Raw genomic sequence first — 16,210 nt, forward strand, 5'->3', positions numbered from 1 at the left:
TAACGCATAAAACTTTGCGAACCTTGCGTAAACCTTTGCTAACTTTGCGGTTAATTCCTCCACCACAGATAATAAAGATTAAAAGGGTTCTATCCCTAACCGTCAGAACAGAATTTCGACATTTGTAAAAACCTTTGGACCTTTGCAACTCAGAACCTTTTTTAATCCACAAATTTCAATTTAAGATTTTACTTTGTAACTTTACAATCCCAACAATTCTAAATTAAATAAATGAATTTTCAAGTAGTCTCAGATTATAGCCCAAAAGGAGATCAACCGCAAGCAATCGAAAAATTGACCCAAGGTATAATTGATGGCGAAAAATACCAGACTCTCCTTGGAGTAACTGGTTCAGGAAAAACATTTACAGTTGCCAATGTTATTCAGGAAGTACAAAAGCCAACTTTGGTTTTGGCACACAATAAAACATTAGCAGCACAATTATATTCAGAATTCAAACAATTCTTTCCAAACAACGCCGTAGAATATTTCGTTTCTTACTATGATTATTACCAGCCAGAAGCATTTATGCCAGTAACTGGAGTATTTATCGAGAAAGATTTATCTATAAACGAAGAGTTGGAAAAAATGCGTTTAAGCACAACATCTTCCCTACTCTCAGGGCGACGCGACATATTAGTTGTAGCTTCCGTTTCTTGTTTATACGGTATCGGAAACCCTGTAGAATTCCAAAAGAATGTTATTGCGATAGAAAAAGATCAGGTTATTTCGAGAACCAAATTATTACATAGTCTGGTACAAAGTTTATATTCCAGAACCGAAGCCGATTTTAATCCTGGAAGCTTTAGGATAAAAGGAGATACTGTTGAGGTATATCCTAGTTATGCCGATGATGGATTCAGAATTCATTTTTTTGGAGATGAAATCGAAGAAATAGAATCATTTGATATAAAAACTTCTCAAGTAATCGAGAAATACAATAAACTAACTATTTATCCAGCCAATATGTTTGTAACATCTCCAGATGTATTACAAGGAGCGATTTGGCAAATACAGCAAGACTTGGTAAAACAAGTTGATTATTTTAAAGAAATAGGAAAACATCTTGAAGCCAAACGTCTTGAAGAACGTACCAATTTTGATTTAGAAATGATTCGCGAGTTAGGTTATTGTTCAGGTATCGAAAATTATTCTCGTTATCTGGACGGAAGAGAAGCAGGAACAAGACCATTCTGTTTATTAGATTATTTTCCCGATGATTACTTGATGGTAGTCGATGAAAGTCACGTAACCATATCTCAGGTTCATGCCATGTATGGAGGAGATAGAAGCCGTAAAGAAAACCTTGTAGAATATGGTTTCCGTTTACCTGCGGCAATGGACAATCGTCCTTTAAAATTCGAAGAATTTGAAGCCATGCAAAATCAGGTAATTTATGTTTCGGCTACTCCGGCAGATTATGAATTACAAAAAACAGATGGTGTAGTTGTAGAACAAGTCATTCGACCAACAGGATTATTAGATCCAATCATCGAAATTCGTCCTAGTTTAAATCAAATTGATGATTTAATCGAAGAAATTCAAATTCGTTGCGAGTTAGACGAACGTGTTTTAGTTACAACATTAACCAAAAGAATGGCCGAAGAATTAACCAAATACTTGACCAAAGTAAGTATTCGTTGTCGTTACATTCACTCCGATGTAGATACCCTGGAACGTATCGAGATCATGCAAGATTTACGAAAAGGAATTTTTGATGTTTTAATTGGAGTAAACTTACTACGTGAAGGTTTGGATTTACCCGAAGTTTCTTTAGTAGCAATTCTTGATGCCGACAAAGAAGGATTTTTGCGTAGCCATAGATCCTTAACACAAACTATTGGTCGTGCAGCGAGAAACCTCAACGGAAAAGCAATTATGTATGCTGATAAAATTACAGCAAGTATGCAGAAAACCATTGATGAAACCAATTATCGTCGTACAAAACAAATTAATTACAACCTCGAGAATAATATAACACCACAAGCATTAAATAAAAAAATCGATAGTGCTTTTACCAAAAATCCATTGGTAGAGTCTGAATTAGGTCATACCCTAAGTGTAGCTGCCGAACCTGATACTGCTTATTTATCCAAAGCCGAATTAGAGAAAATGATACGTGAAAAGCGTAAATCGATGGAGAAAGCAGCTAAAGAATTAGACTTTCTTCAGGCAGCAAAATTGCGTGACGATATTAAAAAGCTGCAAGAACAATTGGCTTAATTGTGTTGCTCCTGGAAAATTTTCAATAATATTTCAGGGTCAATCATCGCATTCGGTGCATTCTTCATTAAATTCAGAATACGTTTAGTTGCTATAGGATTCAATCCCATATCGATAGAAATTTGCTGTATTGCAGCAGCCTCTTTACTATGCAATATTCCGTCGCAATGCATGATTAAAGCCAATCTATAAAATTGCTGAATGCGCTGAAACTCCGATTTTATAACAACAGGAGGAACTTCCTGATGAAACAAATCCTTAAAAGTTACTTCGTCAATATTTAATTCCTGAGCAACTAGCGACAAAAAATCAAATTCCCTCTTATGTAATTCTCCATCAACAGTCGAGAAAGAAATCATTTCTAAAAGTAAACTTATTTTTTCGGCATCCGTATTCATCAAATTCATATTTTTAGCTAAAATATTGTTTTTAAATTTAAAATACAAAAACATCAGAAATGCAATTAATTATCAGAGCATACGATCTTAAATTAAAACACACATTTAGGATTTCAAGAAAAACAATTGATTACCAACCAACGGTAATTGTCGAATTAAAAAAAGACGGATTTTCAGGTTTTGGCGAAGCAACATCTAATCCATATTATAATATTACAATTCCGATACTAGAAAATGATATCGAGAAAATCAGACCGATAATTGAAACTATCGACAATGAAACTCCCGAAGAATTTTGGACAAAAATAAATCCATTATTACAAGAAAATAAATTTGCATTATGTGCATTAGACAATGCATATAATGATTGGTATGCTAGAAAACAAGGTAAGAAGCTATATCAATTATGGAATTATACTATCGAAAATAATCCACTGACCAATTATACTATCGGAATTGATTCTATCGAAAAAATGGTTTCAAAAATGAAAGAACTCCCATGGCCTATTTATAAAATTAAGTTAGGAACTCCAGAGGATATCGCCATAGTAACTGAATTAAGAAAACACAGTAATGCTGTTTTTAGGATTGATGCCAATTGTGGTTGGAATGTTGATGAAACTATTAAAAATGCCATTGAACTAAAAAAACTAGGAGTCGAATTTCTGGAGCAACCTCTCAAAGCAGATGATTGGAAAGGGCATCGAGAAGTTTTTAAACATTCGGTTTTGCCAATTGTAGCCGATGAAAGTTGTATTATCGAAAGTGATATTGCTAAGTGCCATAATCATTTTCATGGTGTAAATATAAAATTAATGAAATGTGGTGGTATCACGCCCGGACGACGAATGCTACATGAAGCAAAACAATTAGGATTAAAAACAATGATAGGTTGTATGACCGAATCTACTGTTGGAATTTCTGCAATTGCTCATTTATTACCAGAACTCGATTATGTTGATATGGACGGTGCTTTGCTATTAGAAAAAGATATAGCAAGTGGTGTTATAATACAAAATGGAGAAATAAAATATGCCGAAGGTAACGGAACGGGAGTTATCTTATATTAATCGTAATTTCAATATAAGGAAAGTGACTATTGAATTACTTTTAAAACGTACCTTTGTAAAAAATTAAACGATGACAAATAACGATATCCTAAAAAAACTACGCGTAGCCTTAATGCTCCGTGACGACCAAATAGTTGAAATATTAGAATTGGTAGATTTTAGAATTTCAAAATCAGAGTTGGGCGCTTTTTTTAGAGCCGAAGACCATGAGAACTATATGGAGTGTGGCGATCAGGTATTGCGTAACTTCTTAAACGGATTGGTAATTCATTTAAGAGGAACAAAAGAAAATCCTAAAAACCCTAATGAGGTTTTAGCTAAACACAAAGCAGAAATTCCTGCTAAAGATAGCACAAAGGAAAGACCAGAATTTAAAGCTAAACCAAAAGATGAAGAAAGTGCCAGAGGAGATCAAAGGCCATCTAAATCTGGAACTGGTGCAAAAAAGCCTTTTAAAAAGAATAATAGTAAGTCTACTCCAAAAATACAAGTAGTTGAAAAAGTAAAATTCAACTTCGGTAAAAACAAAAAATCCTAAGCTCACACTTAGGATTTTTTTTATGCCATTATGTTAAAGTGAAACCATTTTTGTGTTTTCAATCCCAATTCTGAATTCATTTTAAATTCGAATCTGTATTTTTGTCTAAAATTAGATATTAAAACATGAAAAGACTTATTTTATTTTTAGCATTTGTATTCGTTACCCAAATAAATGCACAAGAGCGTCCAAAACTAGTAGTTGGAATTGTTGTGGATCAAATGAAGATGGAATATCTCTATCGATTCTCTGATGACTTTACTCCTAATGGCTTCAAAAGGCTTATGAATAATGGATACACGTTTCAGAACATGCATTACAATTACATGCCTACTTACACTGCTCCTGGACATGCATCTATTTACACAGGAACAACTCCTGCAACACACGGAATTGTAAGTAATGAATGGTTTAGCCGAAAATTAGGAAAACAAATGTACTGTACTGATGATGCTGGTGTAGTAACTGTAGGCGATGGTACAAAGGAAGAAGGCGAAATGTCTCCAAAAAACTTATTGAGCACAACTATTACCGATGAGTTAAGAATGGCTACCAATTTTGAAGGAAAAGTAATTGGTGTAAGTCTTAAAGATCGTGGTGCAATTTTACCAGCTGGACACTTTGCTAATTGGGCTTTTTGGTATAGCAAAACAGGTTCATTTATTTCTAGTACTTTTTATGGAGATAAACTACCTGATTGGGTTACACAATTTAATAGCGAAAAACATTTTTTACCATACATAAACAAAGGTTGGGATTTATATAAACCAGTTGCAACTTACAACGAGAGTTTACCAGACAACAATCCTTACGAAGGAAAATTATACAATAGTGCAGCTCCAGTTTTTCCATACAACTTAAAAGAAATGTATGATAAAAATGATGCTGGAGTTATTCGTTCTACTCCATTTGGAAATGACTTGTTAGCCGAATTTGCTAAAAAAGCAATCGAAAAAGAAGAATTAGGAAAAGATAATATTACAGATTTCTTAACGGTTAGTTTCTCATCTACAGATTACGTTGGGCATTTATTAGGACCACGTTCTATGGAGTTACAAGATACTTATTTACGTTTAGATCAAACTATAGCCGACTTTTTAGCTTACTTAGACAAAACTGTTGGTAAAGATAATTACTTACTTTTCTTGACAGCTGATCATGCCGGAGCAGAAAATGTAAATTACCTTAAAGATCGTAAATACAATGTAAATAGTATTAGCCCTAAAGATATCCGTAAAAACCTAACTGATTTTTCTGTAAAGACGTTTGGTCAGGATTTAGTTTTAAACTATTCTAGCTTCAACTTATTCTTCAATAAAGAAATAATCAAAAACAAAAAATTTGATTTTGTGAAAGTTAAACAAGCTTTCAAAGATTATTTAATGGCTCAGGATTACGTAAAAAGAGTATATACCGAAGAAGACATTTTAAATGCTACAGGTAATGATTACTACTTAAACTTTATTGTAAAGGGATATGATGTAACTCAAAACGGGGATTTAATTGTATTAGACAAACCAGGTTATATCGAATATATGGGAACGGGAACTTCTCACGGAACACCATATACATATGACACACACGTTCCAGCAATTTTTTACGGTTGGCATATTAAAAAAGGGGAATCATACAACAAGAAAACAATTACTCAAATTGCACCAACAATTGCTCAAAAAATAAAAGTAACGTTCCCGAACGGAACAGAAGCAAATGTTCTGGAAGAAGTTTTAGACAAAGAGAAAAAATAATCTTTTTTCTTAATCCTAAAAAAGGGCTGTATTTATATAAATACAGCCCTTTTTGCTATACAATAGTTCCCTTTATTACTTCGGCTAAATTGCTACTTTTTATATCACATGCCTCTATTAAAGACATTTTACTCCTTTATTTTATATTCATTTATAGACTCTTTTTAAACTTTGCAAACAACCTCAACAGTTAAATCTCTTAAACTTAAAAAATAATATTCTTATAAATTGTTAAAACATCTTAGATTACCTTGTTTTTAAGGCAATTTACTTCTATATACATCAAAATTTACTATCTGATAAATATCATCATAATGTAGCAAATATCTGAATATTTTTAATACTACAATTAAGGGATATTATTATGATTAAGATTTTAAATTATTTATTACCACCACGCAAATGGGTACCCTTTGTTATAATGGCAGTGGGTATAGGAATGGGATTATTTGCTTATTTATTATATGTATCTAACGCAGTCTCGTACCTCTCAGACGATCCTAAAACATGTGTTAACTGCCATGTAATGACTCCTTTTTATGCTACTTGGCAACATAGCTCCCATGCAAGGGTTACCAATTGCAATGATTGCCATGTACCACACAACAATGCCTTTAATAAATACTTTTTTAAGGCAAAAGATGGTATTTATCATGCAACCGTATTTACATGGAGAGCAGAGCCACAAGTTATCCATATAAAGGAAGCTGGTACTGATGTAGTTCAAAAAAACTGCCAACGTTGCCATAGTGATCTTAATGCTAATGTTAGTACAACAGGAGTAACTCTGGAAAGCAAAAAACATGGTGAAGGAAAACTATGCTGGGATTGTCATCGTGAAGTTCCTCATGGTAGAGTAAATAGTTTATCGTCTGTACCAAATGCCAGAGTTCCTTTGTTGGAATCTCCTATTCCTGAATGGCTACAAAAACAAACCGATAGTACAAAAACTGCAAAAAAGAAAGAATCGAATCAAACAAAATAGAATAAGAATTAAAATTTTCAATTAAATACAGATATAATTATGGCACCACTAAAAGAAATTATAAAACGCAAACCATGGTTAGGATGGGTAATGTTTGGCATTACCATGTTAGTTGTGTTTATGCTTGGCTTATTAGTTAATAGCGTAATGGAACGTCGTACAGAAGCTTTATTTGTTAATAAAGTATTAGCTCCTGTCGGTGAATTTGAATCAAGAAATGAAGTTTGGGGAGCAAATTATCCTCGTGAGTTCCAAACTTATTACCAAACTGCCGATACCAGTTTTACAAGTATGTACGGTGGCGGAAAAATGAGAGATATGCTACATGAAGATCCACGTATGGTAGTTCTTTGGGCAGGTTATGCTTTCGCGAAAGATTACAATCAAGGCCGAGGACATTTTTATGCCATAGAAGACATCAACAATACCTTAAGAACAGGAGCGCCTAAAGGACCTCAAGACGGACCTCAGCCATCTAGTTGCTGGGTATGTAAATCTCCAGATGTGCCCCGTATGATGGATAAACTAGGTATAGATGAGTTTTACAAACAAACATGGGCATCTTTAGGGCCAGAAATTGTAAATCCTATAGGATGTGCCGATTGTCACGATTCTAAAACAATGAATCTAAAGATCACACGCCCAGCATTAATCGAAGCTTTTAAAGAGCAAGGAAAAGATATTACCAAAGCTACACATAACGAGATGCGCTCATTAGTTTGTGCACAATGTCACGTAGAATATTATTTTGATAAAAAATCTGTAGAAGGCGCGGTTAAAGTAAAATTCCCATGGAAAAACGGTATGACTGTAGAGGATATGGAGAAATATTATGATGATATCGATTTTACAGACTTTGTCCATGCATTAAGTAAAGCACCAATTCTTAAAGCACAGCATCCAGATTATGAGATTCATCAAATGGGTATCCACGGACAAAGAGGCGTTTCTTGCGCAGATTGTCATATGCCATATAAAAGCGAAGGAGGTCAAAAATTTACCGATCATAAAATACAATCTCCACTTAATAACGTAGCAAATTCTTGTCAGGTTTGTCACCGAGAAGAAGAAAAAACATTGGTTGCAAACGTAAACGAGCGTCAACAAAAAATTCATCAAATACGTATTGAACTAGAAGACCAATTGGTAAAAGCACATCTAGAAGCAAAACTAGCTTGGGATAAAGGAGCAACAGAAGCTCAGATGAAAGGTATCCTGAAATTAATTCGTCAATCACAATGGCGTTGGGACTTTACAGCAGCATCTCACGGAGGGTCGTTTCATGCACCATTAGAAACTGCAAGAGTTATTACAAATGGGTTAAACAAAGCTGCCGAAGCAAGGATTGAATTAAGTAAAGTATTGGCTTCATTAGGACAAACTACACCTATGCAATATCCTGATATTTCTACCAAAGAAAAAGCGCAGAAATTCATAGGTCTTGATATGGACAAAGAGAAAGCCAATAAAACCGAATTCAAAAAAACAGTTTTACCTAAATGGCTAGATGAAGCTAAGAAAAAACAACTGCTATATTCTAATCCTGCCAAATAACAAACAATAAGTATAAAGAGGGTTTGTATAAGTTATTATCAACCTTACAACCCTCTTTAATTAAAAGTTCCAAATTAAGAAAAGAATGAGATTAGTTAATTTTGAAAAACATAAAATTCCAAAAAGAAAGCTCTGGCAATATCCTTGGGATTATAAAGAATCTTTTATAATTGCTGCCGGATTATTACTAACGGGTTATTTATTACAAATAACAACCAGAACTAGTATTAAAGCCATTGGAGCACCTATAAATTATATCATCGGTGGTTTATTTATTGGCATGTTACTTTTGCTGCATTTTACCAGTAGGACACATCCTTGGGTAAAATGGCTAAGATCAGTTCCAGCATCTGTTAGTGCAATTACTTTGGTTTTAATACAAGCCGTTATCATGGGAACGCTTCCTCAACAAAATTTTGTCGAAGGAGTAAAACCTGATTTATTCGGATTCTCATTTGTATTAACAAGTTGGCCATTTATTATCGCGCAATTGTATTTTCTTATTACACTTGGTCTCGCAACCCTTAATAGAATGACTCCATGGCAATGGAAAAACTGGGGTTTTATATTAAACCATTTAGGGCTTTTTATAGCAATGACAGCGGGAATTTTAGGTAGTGGAGATTTACAACGCTACACAATGAAATTATACGAAAACCAACTTGTATGGGGAGCCGAAAACGAAAAAGGTGTTATGATCCCCATGCCTATTGCATTTGAACTTACAAGCTTTGACATGGAAACCTTTGCCCCAAAACTTGCATTTGCCGATATTACAAACAATAGTATTGAGACAAAAGGAGTAAACGCGCTTAGAATGATTAATAAAGGAGATAGCTATGACTATAAAGGCTATAAAATTAAAATCATTAATTATATAGAAAATAGCAAGTTTACTGGTAATGGTTATTTTCAGGTAAATGAAGAAGGAGCAACACCAGCTGCATTAGTCGAAGTAAAATCGGCTACAATAGATACTACTGCATGGATTAGCTGCGGAAGTTTTGCAACCGAATATTCCTATTTACAATTAAACGATAAAGAAGCAATCGTAATGTTACAGCCTGAAGCAAAAAAATACAGTTCGCATGTAAATGTTTTTGTTAAAGACGAGAAAAATGATAAAACAGTAATCGAAGTCAATAAACCTTATAAAGTAAACGGATGGAAAGTGTATCAATTAAGTTATGATGAAAAATTCGGAAAATGGTCCAAATTAAGCGTCATAGAATTGGTTCGTGATCCTTGGTTACCTATTGTTTACTCTGGGATTTTCATGATGATAATAGGAGCAGTTTATTTAATATTTAAAGGAAGAGGAACCGTAGTTTAAACAGTTATATGTTTAAATGAATGTTTGAAATTGTATATAAATTAAGATTTTTTAAATGAATTATTGGATCTATTTTTCTCACTACGCCCTTGTGGCGATTATTTGTTGGTTAGTCTGCATGCTTTTACAAGTTGTAAAAAGCACACGTAATAAAACAGTACCTATACTGCTTTTTGCAACATTAGGTGGTTTGGCAATGGTAGTATTTACCTATAACTTATGGCAACACTTGGGGCGACCACCTATGCGCACACTTGGCGAAACAAGACTTTGGTATGCAGTATTCTTACCCATTATAGGCGTAATAACCTATACCCGATGGAAATACAAATGGCTCTTAAACTATAGTTTGGTTATGGCAACAGTATTCCTAACCATTAACTATCTTAATCCAGATACCTACAACAAAGCCTTAATGCCAGCCTTACAAAGTATTTGGTTTGTTCCTCATGTTTTGGTTTACATTTTTTCTTATGCCTTACTAGCAGCATCATCTATTGTAGCGTGTTATGGATTATACGAATATTATAGAGGCACTTATAAAGATGCTATACTCCAACTTGCAAACAATCTAGTATATGTAGGTTTTGGATTCCTTTCCTTAGGATTATTGTTTGGCGCTTTATGGGCAAAAGAAGCTTGGGGACATTACTGGACATGGGATCCCAAAGAAACCTGGGCAATGCTTACCTGGTTAGGATACTTAATTTATATACACATGCGTTACCGTTACCCAGATAGTATTAAACCCGTTTTAATAACCTTGGCATTAGCATTTGTTGTATTATTACTTTGCTGGTTCGGCGTAAACTATATGCCCTCTGCAGCGCAAAGTGTCCATACCTACTCCAATACATAAAAAAAAAGAGCAGCAACTATATTTTAGTTGTTGCTCTTTTTTACTTTTATAAAGTATCTATCATCTAAATCTATTCCGAACGATGATATCCTTGAGTTTGGCTTTTAAATCTTCGCCCGTATCATAAACCATTTGCTCGTTATTAGGAAATGGCACGGCACGTTTATTAAAATAGCCAATATAACTATCCTCACAAGCATTTCTATCCCCTCTATAAGTTGCATAAGTATAATCAAAAATAAACTCACTCGTTATAGGAAATGATTGTATTAACTGATTTCCTTTTAAATCAATATAATCAACCTTTGCAGTTACCTGACAAGATTTAAATTGTCTGAACTCATATATATTTGCCCGAAGCGTTCTATAATTATCCACTTTTATTTCGCGACCTAAGCTATCCTTAACTGGTCTTCCTCTACCATCCAAAAGAGTTCTTACACCATCTTTAATCTCTCTTTCCTTAATAAACTCCTTTTCTTTAATCTGCTCAGGCGAAATAAATATCTCTCTAAAATTTAGTACTAGACTGTAATCATAAATAACATTTTTCTGTCTGGCGCTATGGTAAACAGTCCATTTATCGTTTAAACCATACGTGCTAAAATCTAGCAAATCGTTTTGAAGCTGTTTTGGGATAACCATATTCGTTTCGTTTTTAGCATAAACATCAACAAAATCAGTTCCTTTAAACAAAGCCTCATCCATAAGCTTTTTAGTATTCTTATATCCGGGATTTATACTTTCCAAATAAGCAAAATCATCATACGCTTTTCTAAAATCCAGTTTATTTTTAGATTTTAAAAGTACCGAAGCGTTTTCATATAAGTATTTTGACAACGCATTTTTGCTACTTACAATTTGCTCCGAATAATTATCAAACGGGAAATAAGCATTTTTTCCTTGCTTCATTAATTGTAATGGCAACAAAGGTCTTATTTTCTCCTGACGATTATTTAATTGAATATAGGTATTATAAACACGCTCTATATTAGCAGGATTAGCTTCCTTAGCCATCATATCAAGATTGCGTAAATCTCTTTCTTTTGCTTTAGCAAAAGCCTCTTCCAGCAAATAAACATAATCTTGTTTCCCCTTAGAATCCTTTTTATTCCTTAATCCCTCAACAGCACGATTTATTGCTCCATCATAATCACCATCACTTAACAACGATTGAGTAGTTTTTACACCACAAGAAAACGCCAAAATCGATATTGAAAAAAGTATTATAATCTTTTTCATTCCTTAATTTTTTAAAGTGCAAATATATCTGTTTTAGATCAATTCAGATAAATAGGATCATGATTTAAAATTTAAGAAGCAAAAACTTTCATTTTCATAACAACCTAACTTCCCGCTGTACGCTAAATCTTTTTCTTGAGATCCTTCCTCCGTCAGGATGGCAAGAAAAAGGATACCGCTCCCATCGGGGCTAAATTAGAGATGCTTTTTTCAAGATAGTAACCTCGTAGTAATTTGACTTTCAGTATTTAATCAAAAATATATTTTATTTTGGCCAATATAAAACATTAAATTTATGTCCATCTGGATCAGAAAAACCAAAGAAATATCCTTTTCCATAATCTTGTGGTTCGGCGAAAATTCTTCCTCCTGCTTTTTTAACGTTCTTTAGCCATTGATCTACTTCATCTTTGCTTTCGGCAGAAAGTGAAAATATAATTTCATTTCCAAGTTTTAAATCAGTCATTTCAGCATCAACAGCCCACTTAAATCTATCTTTTATAAAAAAATGAATTATAAAATTATCGTCTCCAAAAGTAAAACTTGTTAGTTCTTCAGATACACCGTGACCGTTTCGTTTAAAGCCTAGATCGCTATAAAATTTGGTTGTTCTTTCTAAATCTTCTACTCCCAAATTAGCCCATATTTTTTTAGTTTCCATAAGATTCATTTTAAAAATTAGAGTTTAATTCCGATTATTAAATAATTAATCGCACACTAAATTTATGACTTTTTAAATTAAAAAAATAGAGATGCACTATTGCGCACCTCTACGGATTCAGATTAGATATAAGATAATGTTTGTTTTACAAAACAATGTATTGTAGAGATGCATCGAAGTACATCTAACATATAGTTCTATTTTAATTGCCTTCTACTTTTTATTTGATACACAATTTCCCAAAACAATATAGATAAAAAGGCGTAAACCATTAATGCCGTTTTAATCCCATGAGGGTCATATTTTGAAAACAGACGTAAATCACCAAACTTCAATGCTAGATATAAGGCCAAAGATGCAATTACAGCAGAGCATATTATATTTAGTAAAGGAGTCCATTTTAATACCCTAAAAGAGAAAATTAAATTGATAAGAAGAAAACCACAGCCTAAAGTTATAAATCTATGATCTTTTAATTTTTCGCCCAGTGTCAGTAAAAATGAAGTTGAAAAACTATAGGTAAAGAATAATAAGGAATAAATCAGAATGCGTATTTGTAATTTCATTTTTTGTTATTTTTTTTGATTCGCCGAAATTACAAATTAAAAATGAAGCCTAGATTAGGTTAACCTTGATAATTCATGTTATAAATCTATGTTACCAATTTTGCTAACGCGAGCGTCCCGCTCGTGAACATAAGTCACCTAAATGATATGATAAACAAACGGGAAATAGATTATGGACACGAGCGGGACGCTCGCGCCAGAGGAGAGCTAATCTCTTTCAGCAATAGATAAGTTTCCATTTGTACTCAAGATTATTACTTTTTTATTTTTAGGATTTATAATAATGTTTGATTCATCATCGTATAAAAACGAAATCCAATATTTGCAAATTATCCCCCATTTAGATTCTATTCCTGAATATTTATTCCAAAAAAACATAACCTCATCATCTTCCTCCCAATCAATTAATGGCTTAACAATTTCGTTGAAAGCTTCAGTATTAATTTCGTTCCAGTCATTTTGCCAATTGTATCCTTTTTTAATTTCATTTTTTATTTTCCATTGGTCAGGATTATTTATGAGCATAAGATGTTTTTGACTTTCTGAAATATATTTATTCCAAATTTGGGAACAATAATTATTTGTGAAGGCTTGTATTTCTGGTTTATCAAAATCAGTTAAAGTCGGATAACAATATTCATTTTCAAAATAATAGAATTTTTCTAGAGAATCATATTTCTTATCTAGACTAGCTTTTTGTTCGTCTTCAATTTGTTTTTCCCAAGATTCAATAGCCAAATCGACATCATTAAATTTATCAATTAATTCTTTCGCAGTACTTAGACCTATATTTAGTTTTAATTTAACTAGATTTATTTTCTCCAAGTCTTTCATATTTATATCTTAGTGTGGCAAAGTTTCATTTTAATAAACGTACTGTGTGAAGTCTCCCGACTTCGTACCCATTTTAATAATCTTTAATCTTTTTGATTTACTACTTTCCTACTGTTATAGCTACAAAGTCGGGAGACTTCGAAAGCAGTATTATTTGTTCAATGATTTTTTCATTATATCATTTTTCTCAAAGTTATACTAATTCTTCCGATTTCTGTTTTTGATTGTGGAATCGAGTGTTGCCAATTTTCTTGAACTTCTTGCGTCATATAAATCAAACTACCTTCCGTTAATTCAAAGCTTTCAAATAACTCAGGATTTAATATATTTCTAAATTTCAGAATTCTAATTGCTCCAACTGAAATAATTGCAACTCCAGTTTGTGGTTCTAAAATATCAATTTGGTCTGAATGATAACCCATTTTAGATTTTCCATCTAAGTAATAGTTTATGAGACAATTATTAGGTTCAAAACCAATTATTTTCGAAACTTTTTGATTAATTTCTTTTAGTTCAGGTAGAAATTCTTGGAATGGATATTCTATTTGAGAATAATTGTATGCTTTTCCAAAACTTGCAGTTTTTCTGGCACTCATTCTTTCGTCCCATGTCACATTTACCTTCAAATTTTCGAATAGTTCGTTTGGGTTTTCAATAAAATTTTCAACAAATGTAATTCCTTTCATTTTTTTCTTTATTTCAAATATATTTATTTTTTCTTACAAATGACTTTAAGTCGTTATGATTGTCTAATGAAAACGAAGATTGCGTCAAGGATAGAGACGGTATCCTTTTACAAAATGAAACGAAGAAAAGAATATAGCCCTTTTTCATTGGTAAACACCCAAATTATTAAATATTTAAGTCCCAATATCCACAATCTTCTCATTTCTTTAAAAGACAAGTTTGTGTAGAAAACCTTAGACTTCTCTCTGTTTAACAAGCAGATTCAATTAACATAAAACAAAAAAATCCCATTTCAGAAGAAATAGGATTAAGCAAGGATTAAATACAGAATTACTATTAACTGTAATGTTTTCTATATTCAATTATATTTAAAACATTAGTATCCGTTTTTGGCTTTTTGTAAGTTTTAAAAGGAATAAATCCAAGTTTTTCAGGTATTTTTCGGCTAGCGATATTTTCTTCATCCACAGGATATAAAATGTATTCAACCTTAAAATTTTGTTCAATAAACTCAATTATTTTGGTAATTATCTCCGTACCAAAACCTTGACCTTGAGATTCTTTTTTTAACCACAAACCAACCTCTATCGATTCTGGATTTATATTATGAATTCCACAGCAACCCATAAATTTTTCATCAATATCAAGAACAACAAATACTATATCTGTTTTTTCTAATAAGCCTTTTTTAGAATTAAGAACAAAATCAATAATCTCATTTTTATTTCCTTGAGGATTAAAAGGCATAAACTTAGTTACCTCACTAGTAAAGCTTTCATAAATATCATCGATATATTTTTCTTCAATTGGTTTTAAGATCAATCGTTTAGTTTTGATAAAAATATTTGTGTTTAACTTCAAATTAAAATGATTTATGTTTTTTTTATAAACTTAGGACTTGAGTATTATCATAGCAATTTACTCTTGCTGAATCCATTCGTATTTTCCGTCTTTTAAATAAATTACCCCGCCACCACAACTTTCTTCGGCGTGAATAAATATTCCGTCATTCAATAATTTTATTTTATCAGCTTCATTAACTTCTTCGTCAGCCATTATTTCGCCTTCGTCATTTATATTATTCCAATATAATTCATTCTTGGGAGCTTTTTCAAATATTCCAGCCCAATCAATCTCATCAAAACCTCGTTCTAGAATATTATTTCCCATTCCTAAATAATCCGTTCTTTTTCCATTTCCGAATATGATTCTTAAACCGCTTTTCTCATTTTTGGTACTTCTTACAATTTCAACAGTTTCATTCAATCCATCTCCATCTAAATCACAGGAAATCTTGTTTACTTTATGCTTTTTAGAAACTACAATTGTATCAGAATTCTTGGTTTCTTTTTCTTGAGGTTTTATTATTGTATCAACTTTTAAACTTTCAACTTTATCGTTTTGCGTTTTTTCTTCTTTTTTACAAGAGATAAAAATGAATGCAGCAACTATTAAAATTCTAATTTTCATATTCCTAATTTTCTATTTTTTCTTGTTATCTAGTATTTAGCT

General features: G+C 32.5%; 16 protein-coding genes. 8 read left to right on the top strand and 8 right to left on the bottom strand.

All coding sequences use genetic code 11. From position 1 onward, the window contains the following. Positions 1–231: 231 nt before the first annotated feature. Positions 232–2,223 (top strand): excinuclease ABC subunit UvrB, encoded by a 1,992-nt coding sequence (gene uvrB / locus B8T70_RS16675; RefSeq protein WP_086895553.1) that lies wholly within the window; start codon positions 232–234, stop codon positions 2,221–2,223. Here uvrB and B8T70_RS16680 read toward each other — a convergent pair. Beyond that, the gene (locus B8T70_RS16680; protein WP_346425754.1) at positions 2,220–2,630 is read right to left on the bottom strand and encodes an excinuclease ABC subunit B; all 411 of its coding nucleotides are present in this window, start codon (positions 2,628–2,630) and stop codon (positions 2,220–2,222) included. The two genes, uvrB and B8T70_RS16680, sit on opposite strands and share 4 nt — an antisense overlap. Before the next feature lie 50 nt (positions 2,631–2,680). Here B8T70_RS16680 and B8T70_RS16685 point away from each other — a divergent pair, with 50 nt between their 5' ends. The 7 genes from B8T70_RS16685 to B8T70_RS16715 all read left to right on the top strand — a co-directional run bounded on the left by B8T70_RS16685 (position 2,681) and on the right by B8T70_RS16715 (position 10,708). Then, positions 2,681–3,691, top strand: coding sequence for a dipeptide epimerase (locus B8T70_RS16685; RefSeq protein ID WP_086895554.1), 1,011 nt, complete (start codon positions 2,681–2,683; stop codon positions 3,689–3,691). 70 nt (positions 3,692–3,761) lie between these two features. Continuing rightward, complete coding sequence (locus tag B8T70_RS16690) at positions 3,762–4,229, top strand: DUF1456 family protein (RefSeq protein ID WP_039115525.1); 468 nt, start codon at positions 3,762–3,764, stop codon at positions 4,227–4,229. 125 nt (positions 4,230–4,354) lie between these two features. Next, the gene (gene pafA, locus B8T70_RS16695) at positions 4,355–5,977 is read left to right on the top strand and encodes an alkaline phosphatase PafA (protein ID WP_039115526.1); all 1,623 of its coding nucleotides are present in this window, start codon (positions 4,355–4,357) and stop codon (positions 5,975–5,977) included. Between the two features lie 364 nt (positions 5,978–6,341). Beyond that, complete coding sequence (gene nrfH, locus B8T70_RS16700; protein WP_086895555.1) at positions 6,342–6,962, top strand: cytochrome c nitrite reductase small subunit; 621 nt, start codon at positions 6,342–6,344, stop codon at positions 6,960–6,962. A gap of 60 nt (positions 6,963–7,022) precedes the next feature. Continuing rightward, the gene (nrfA, locus tag B8T70_RS16705) at positions 7,023–8,516 is read left to right on the top strand and encodes an ammonia-forming cytochrome c nitrite reductase (RefSeq protein WP_207621543.1); all 1,494 of its coding nucleotides are present in this window, start codon (positions 7,023–7,025) and stop codon (positions 8,514–8,516) included. Between the two features lie 85 nt (positions 8,517–8,601). Beyond that, positions 8,602–9,849, top strand: a complete 1,248-nt coding sequence (locus B8T70_RS16710) for a cytochrome c biogenesis protein ResB (protein WP_086895557.1) — start codon at positions 8,602–8,604, stop codon at positions 9,847–9,849. 55 nt (positions 9,850–9,904) lie between these two features. Continuing rightward, positions 9,905–10,708 carry a cytochrome c biogenesis protein gene (locus B8T70_RS16715; RefSeq protein WP_086895558.1) on the top strand — a complete coding sequence of 268 codons (804 nt, stop codon included), beginning with the start codon at positions 9,905–9,907 and terminating at the stop codon, positions 10,706–10,708. Between the two features lie 60 nt (positions 10,709–10,768). Here B8T70_RS16715 and B8T70_RS16720 read toward each other — a convergent pair whose 3' ends face one another. From B8T70_RS16720 to B8T70_RS16750, 7 genes are all read right to left on the bottom strand, one after another. Continuing rightward, a complete protein-coding gene (locus tag B8T70_RS16720; RefSeq protein WP_039115535.1) occupies positions 10,769–11,950 on the bottom strand; it encodes a hypothetical protein in 1,182 nt (393 codons plus the stop codon). A 265-nt stretch (positions 11,951–12,215) separates the two neighbouring features. Beyond that, positions 12,216–12,611, bottom strand: a complete 396-nt coding sequence (locus tag B8T70_RS16725; RefSeq protein ID WP_086895559.1) for a VOC family protein — start codon at positions 12,609–12,611, stop codon at positions 12,216–12,218. A gap of 197 nt (positions 12,612–12,808) precedes the next feature. Then, positions 12,809–13,177 carry a hypothetical protein gene (locus tag B8T70_RS16730; RefSeq protein ID WP_039115537.1) on the bottom strand — a complete coding sequence of 123 codons (369 nt, stop codon included), beginning with the start codon at positions 13,175–13,177 and terminating at the stop codon, positions 12,809–12,811. Between the two features lie 207 nt (positions 13,178–13,384). Next, complete coding sequence (locus tag B8T70_RS16735; protein ID WP_086895560.1) at positions 13,385–14,011, bottom strand: DUF2947 family protein; 627 nt, start codon at positions 14,009–14,011, stop codon at positions 13,385–13,387. A 173-nt stretch (positions 14,012–14,184) separates the two neighbouring features. Further along, complete coding sequence (locus tag B8T70_RS16740) at positions 14,185–14,697, bottom strand: alpha-ketoglutarate-dependent dioxygenase AlkB (protein WP_039117612.1); 513 nt, start codon at positions 14,695–14,697, stop codon at positions 14,185–14,187. Positions 14,698–15,034: 337 nt separating this feature from the next. Next, complete coding sequence (locus tag B8T70_RS16745) at positions 15,035–15,559, bottom strand: GNAT family N-acetyltransferase (RefSeq protein ID WP_039117613.1); 525 nt, start codon at positions 15,557–15,559, stop codon at positions 15,035–15,037. A 57-nt stretch (positions 15,560–15,616) separates the two neighbouring features. After that, positions 15,617–16,168, bottom strand: a complete 552-nt coding sequence (locus tag B8T70_RS16750; protein WP_039117614.1) for a hypothetical protein — start codon at positions 16,166–16,168, stop codon at positions 15,617–15,619. Between the last annotated feature and the right edge of the window lie 42 nt (positions 16,169–16,210).

Origin of the sequence: Flavobacterium sp. AJR (genome assembly GCF_002156885.1) — a bacterium.
Classification (GTDB): domain Bacteria; phylum Bacteroidota; class Bacteroidia; order Flavobacteriales; family Flavobacteriaceae; genus Flavobacterium.

Coding starts and splice junctions, on each gene's coding strand:
- B8T70_RS16725 (WP_086895559.1), bottom strand. CDS start 12,611: ATGGAAACTAAAAAAATATGGGCTAATTTGGGAGTAGAAGATTTAGAA.
- uvrB (WP_086895553.1), top strand. CDS start 232: ATGAATTTTCAAGTAGTCTCAGATTATAGCCCAAAAGGAGATCAACCG.
- nrfH (WP_086895555.1), top strand. CDS start 6,342: ATGATTAAGATTTTAAATTATTTATTACCACCACGCAAATGGGTACCC.
- B8T70_RS16690 (WP_039115525.1), top strand. CDS start 3,762: ATGACAAATAACGATATCCTAAAAAAACTACGCGTAGCCTTAATGCTC.
- B8T70_RS16710 (WP_086895557.1), top strand. CDS start 8,602: ATGAGATTAGTTAATTTTGAAAAACATAAAATTCCAAAAAGAAAGCTC.
- B8T70_RS16720 (WP_039115535.1), bottom strand. CDS start 11,950: ATGAAAAAGATTATAATACTTTTTTCAATATCGATTTTGGCGTTTTCT.
- pafA (WP_039115526.1), top strand. CDS start 4,355: ATGAAAAGACTTATTTTATTTTTAGCATTTGTATTCGTTACCCAAATA.
- B8T70_RS16680 (WP_346425754.1), bottom strand. CDS start 2,630: ATGAATTTGATGAATACGGATGCCGAAAAAATAAGTTTACTTTTAGAA.
- B8T70_RS16740 (WP_039117612.1), bottom strand. CDS start 14,697: ATGAAAGGAATTACATTTGTTGAAAATTTTATTGAAAACCCAAACGAA.
- B8T70_RS16750 (WP_039117614.1), bottom strand. CDS start 16,168: ATGAAAATTAGAATTTTAATAGTTGCTGCATTCATTTTTATCTCTTGT.
- B8T70_RS16715 (WP_086895558.1), top strand. CDS start 9,905: ATGAATTATTGGATCTATTTTTCTCACTACGCCCTTGTGGCGATTATT.
- B8T70_RS16735 (WP_086895560.1), bottom strand. CDS start 14,011: ATGAAAGACTTGGAGAAAATAAATCTAGTTAAATTAAAACTAAATATA.
- B8T70_RS16730 (WP_039115537.1), bottom strand. CDS start 13,177: ATGAAATTACAAATACGCATTCTGATTTATTCCTTATTATTCTTTACC.
- B8T70_RS16685 (WP_086895554.1), top strand. CDS start 2,681: ATGCAATTAATTATCAGAGCATACGATCTTAAATTAAAACACACATTT.